Source organism: Streptomyces sp. NPDC004561 (assembly GCF_053602155.1).
Map to the genome: position 1 here is coordinate 1 of NZ_JBSGDB010000665.1, position 3904 is coordinate 3904.

At 76.1% G+C, this 3904-nt stretch carries 5 protein-coding genes; 2 read left to right on the forward strand and 3 right to left on the reverse strand.

Annotated features, from left to right (window positions below):
- On the reverse strand, positions 1-630 hold a 630-nt coding region (locus ACWEN3_RS43120), incomplete at its 3' end, for a M48 family metalloprotease (protein WP_452983201.1).
- A complete protein-coding gene (locus tag ACWEN3_RS43125; RefSeq protein WP_452983204.1) occupies positions 627-1010 on the reverse strand; it encodes a BlaI/MecI/CopY family transcriptional regulator in 384 nt (127 codons plus the stop codon). The genes ACWEN3_RS43120 and ACWEN3_RS43125, both read right to left, overlap by 4 nt.
- A 193-nt stretch (positions 1011-1203) precedes the next feature.
- Between ACWEN3_RS43125 and ACWEN3_RS43130 the strand changes: the two genes are divergently transcribed.
- Both ACWEN3_RS43130 and ACWEN3_RS43135 read left to right on the forward strand, forming a co-directional pair.
- Positions 1204-2691, forward strand: a complete 1488-nt coding sequence (locus ACWEN3_RS43130) for a hypothetical protein (RefSeq protein ID WP_452983212.1) — start codon at positions 1204-1206, stop codon at positions 2689-2691.
- Positions 2688-3632 carry a lysylphosphatidylglycerol synthase domain-containing protein gene (locus ACWEN3_RS43135; protein WP_452983207.1) on the forward strand — a complete coding sequence of 315 codons (945 nt, stop codon included), beginning with the start codon at positions 2688-2690 and terminating at the stop codon, positions 3630-3632. Before ACWEN3_RS43130 ends, ACWEN3_RS43135 begins: the two co-directional genes overlap by 4 nt.
- Positions 3633-3684: 52 nt before the next feature.
- Here ACWEN3_RS43135 and ACWEN3_RS43140 read toward each other — a convergent pair.
- The coding region (locus tag ACWEN3_RS43140; RefSeq protein ID WP_452983209.1) for a winged helix-turn-helix domain-containing protein at positions 3685-3904 on the reverse strand (220 nt) is incomplete at its 5' end.

Below are 3904 nucleotides of genomic sequence, written 5' to 3' on the forward strand. Positions count from 1 at the left end.
CTGGGTCAGGTCGGGGACGCCGTCCATGTCGCAGCGCAGCCGCACCCCGTGGGAGTGCAGCGTGGTGGTGGCGGGCAGCCGGTTGGCGAGCGTCACCAGCGGCCCGTGCCGGTGGGCGAGATGGGCGCGCTCGTGCGCGAGGAGCACGCGCCGCTCGGCGGGTTCCAGGGCGCTGAGCATCGCCGAGGTGACGAGGATCCGGCCCGGCCGGCCCGGAATCGCGAACGCCCGCGGCACCTCGGAGGCGACGACGATCAGCTCGGTGTCCGCGGGCTGTCCCGCGCAGAGCCGTCTGAGCGCCCGCCGCGTGGCCCGCTCGGCCCGCACGGCCCGGTACACCCGAACGGCGACGACGACCAGCGCCAGACAGGCGGCGAGCCCGATCACCTCGGGGACGGGATCCGCGACGGTGTGCCCGTCCTCGCGGGCCTCGCGGAGCACCGGCGGCGCGTCCCCTACCAGCGCGGCGGCCAGAAGGACCAGCGACCAGGTCGTGGCAGCGGCGGTCAGTGCGGCGGCCGAGGTCAGCACCCGCGCGGCCAGGGCCGGCGCGACCCGCCGGCCGATCAGCGGGCCGACCACGGCGAGCAGCAGCGAGAGCACCAGCGGGGTGTAGACGTCGTACTTCATGCGCCACCCCTGGCGAGGAGTTCGCGCAGCGCCTGCTCCTCCTCCTGACTGAGCCCGGTCACGAACTGCTGCAGCGCGGCGATCGGGTCCGGGCCCCGGTCCAGGGCCTCGTGCATGGCCTCGGCGGTCAGCTCGGCCGCGTTCTTCGCGGGCCGGTACGCGCCGCGCCGTCCGTCGGCGTCGCGCAGCACCAGACCCTTGTCGTACAGACGCTTCAGGATGGTGTGCACCGTGTTGTACGCGAGTCCGCCGTCGATCTCGGCCTGGATCTCCGCGGGGGTCAGGGGCCGTTCGGTGGCCCAGAGCGCGGCCAGCACCTCGCTCTCCAGTTCCCCGGCGCTGCGTCGTTCCGCCCTGCCGCGGGAATCTGTGCCAGCCATGCCCCAACCTTACAGCGCGTAGTGGCGACCGCCGGATGGCCGTATCCGTCTGGTGAGCGTCCGCGAAACGCCTTGGTTTGCCAGGTATTTTCGCGGCTGTGTGGTTTCGTGGTCTTCTCGATTCCCTTCGGTAGTCCTACAGAATGTAGGATGTCCGTGGCCCTACAGGCTGTAGGGGAAGAGGGGGGTGATGATGGCCGGCAGCGCGCACGCCACGCTCGCCGGGACGCGGCGCGAGCGTCCCCGGCGCCTGCCCGACGGCACCCGAAGCCTGCGGGCCACCGCCCCGATCGCCGCCGTCACGACCGCCTTCACCCTCGCCCAGCTGCTCCTCGTCCGACCCGGCATGGGCCTCGGCTGGGACGAGACGGTCTACGTCAGCCAGATCAGCGCGCACGCTCCCGCGGCCTTCTTCAGCGCGCCCCGGGCCCGCGGCATCTCCCTGCTGGTCGCGCCCGTCACCTCCTGGTCGTCCTCGACACCACTGCTGCGCTGCTACCTCGCCGCCCTGTCCGGTCTCGCCCTGTTCCTGGCGCTGCGCGCCTGGCGCGGCCTGTTCCCGGTCCGGGTGCTCGCCCTCGCCGGCGCCCTGTTCGCCTCCCTGTGGGTCACCCTGTTCTACGGTCCGCAGGCCATGCCCAACTACTGGGTCGCCGTGGGTGTCCTGGCCTCCGTCGCCTGCTTCCTGCGCGCCCGCGCGGACCGCGCCGACCGGGCCGCGCTGTGGGGCCTCGCGGTGAGCGCCGCGCTGATGGCCCTGATGCGGCCCATGGACGCCGTCTGGGCGGCCCTGCCGCTCGTCGGCCTCGGGCTGGTCCGCCGGCCCCGCCGGCCGCTGCTCGTGCTGCTCGCCGGACTCGCGGCCGGAGCCGCCGAGTGGATCGTCGAGGCGTACGCGAGCTACGGCGGCCTCGCCCGCCGGCTGTCCGAGGGTTCGGCGATCCAGGGCGGCCTCGGCTGGCACCTCGCCGTCGTGGACCAATTGCGCAGCCTGGGCGGGCGGGCGCTGTGCCGGCCGTGCACCGGCGCCCTGCCCAACCCGGTCGTCACCGCCTGGTGGTTCGTCCTGCCCGTGCTCGCCGTCCTCGGACTGGCCTTCGCGGTCCGCACCCGGCGCCCGGCCGCCACCGCGCTGCCGCTCGCCTGCGCGGCGACGGCCGCCTTCCCCTACCTGTTCCTGATCGGCTACGCGGCGCCCCGCTTCCTGCTGCCGGCCTACGCCCTGCTGGCGCTCCCCGTCGCCGCCGCGCTCCTGCGGCTGGCGACCGCCACGCGCCGGCCCTGGCGCCCGGTCGTCGTCACCCTGCTGTGCCTCGGGCTCGCCACCCATCTCGCCGTACAGCTGGCCGTCGTGGTGCACACCGCGAGCAACGCCACCGTCGCGCACCGGAGCTGGTCCCGTACCGCCGCCGCCCTGCACCGGCTGGGTGTCCGCCCGCCGTGCCTGCTCACCGGGGACGAGGCCATCCCGCCCGCGTTCTACGCCGGCTGCTCCTCGGCCACGACGGCCGGGCACAACGGCAACAGCACCGCGGACGCCATCGCCCGGACCGCCCGGCGGATCCCGGTGGCCGCGCTGGTGCCGACGGGCACCCGGCCGCCCGGCTACGCCCGTGCCTGGACGTGGGCGCCGGTCGACGGCGGGCGGCTGTACTACGGGGTGCCGAAGGCCGGCTCATGACCTCTCCGGTGCAACTCGGCGCCGCGGTCGGCCGCCGCGCCTACTGGCACGCCGGCCTCGGCCTCGCCGTCCTGCTCGGCGCGCTGTACCTGGCCCACCGGCACTGGACCCTGGTCGAGCGCGGGGCCGGGCGGCTGGCGGTCGCCGACCAGGGCTGGCTGCTGCTCGGCGCGACGGCCGCCCTGGGCACCTGGGCGGCCTCGGCGCTCGCCCAGCAGGGCGCCGTCGTACGGCGGCTGCCCGGCTCCCGGCTGGTCGCCGCCCAGTTCGCCGCCTCCGCCGCGAACCACCTGCTGCCCGCCGGGCTCGGCGCGGGCGCGGTGAACCTGCGGTTCCTGATGCGCTGCGGGCTGGCCCCGGGCCGGTCGGCCAGCGCGCTCGCCGTCAAGGCCACGGCAGGCGCCGCCGTCCGCATGGCGCTGATCGCGCTGCTCGTCCCGGCCTGCCCGGGACTGCTGCGCCTGCCGCGCCTCTCCCCGGCGGTCCTCGGCGTCGCCCTGGGCATCGCCGCGCTGGTGGCGGCCCTGCCGGTCACGCCCTGGTGGGCGCGCTGCCGGCAGGGGCTCGCCGCCGTGCTCGCCGACATCCGCGCACTGCACGCGTGCCCGGCCCGCGCGGCGGCCCTGTGGGGCGGCTCACTGGCCTTCGCCGCCCTGCACTCGCTGGTGCTCATCGCCGTCACCCGGGCCGTCGGACTGCCGCTGCCCCCGCTCCAGGTGGCGCTGCTGTACCTGGCCGCCAGCAGCGCCGCCGCCCTGCTGCCCACCCCGGGCGGCCTGGGCTCCCTGGACGCCGCGCTCGCCCTGGCGCTGACCGTGTCCGGCGCCCCGGCCGCGGCCGCCGCCTCGGCCGTGCTCGGCTACCGGCTGCTGACCGTGTGGCTCCCTCTGCTGCCGGGCCTGCTGGTGCTCGGGGTGCTGGTGCGCCGCAAGGCGTTGTGAGAGCGGCGCCCTTGCCGGCGCGGCCCCGGCCAGGCTGAAAGGGCCGGGAGTCTCACTCCAGGCGGTGGCCGATCCCGCGGGCGGTGGCGATCGTCAGCTCGCTGCCCGCCGCGCGCAGCTTGCGGCGCAGCCGGGTCAGGTACTGGTCCAGCGTGTTGTCGCTGACCTGCGCGCCCTCCGGCCAGCCGCCGCGCACCTGGGTCGGCCAGTCGGTCCTGAACCTGATGGCCGCCGTCGACGAGGCGATCCCGCAGCCCGAGCGTGACGTCGAC

Excerpts from the sequence above, each read along its gene's own strand:
- ACWEN3_RS43125 (WP_452983204.1), bottom strand. The coding sequence starts at position 1,010 with ATGGCTGGCACAGATTCCCGCGGCAGGGCGGAACGACGCAGCGCCGGG.
- ACWEN3_RS43130 (WP_452983212.1), top strand. The coding sequence starts at position 1,204 with ATGGCCGGCAGCGCGCACGCCACGCTCGCCGGGACGCGGCGCGAGCGT.
- ACWEN3_RS43135 (WP_452983207.1), top strand. The coding sequence starts at position 2,688 with ATGACCTCTCCGGTGCAACTCGGCGCCGCGGTCGGCCGCCGCGCCTAC.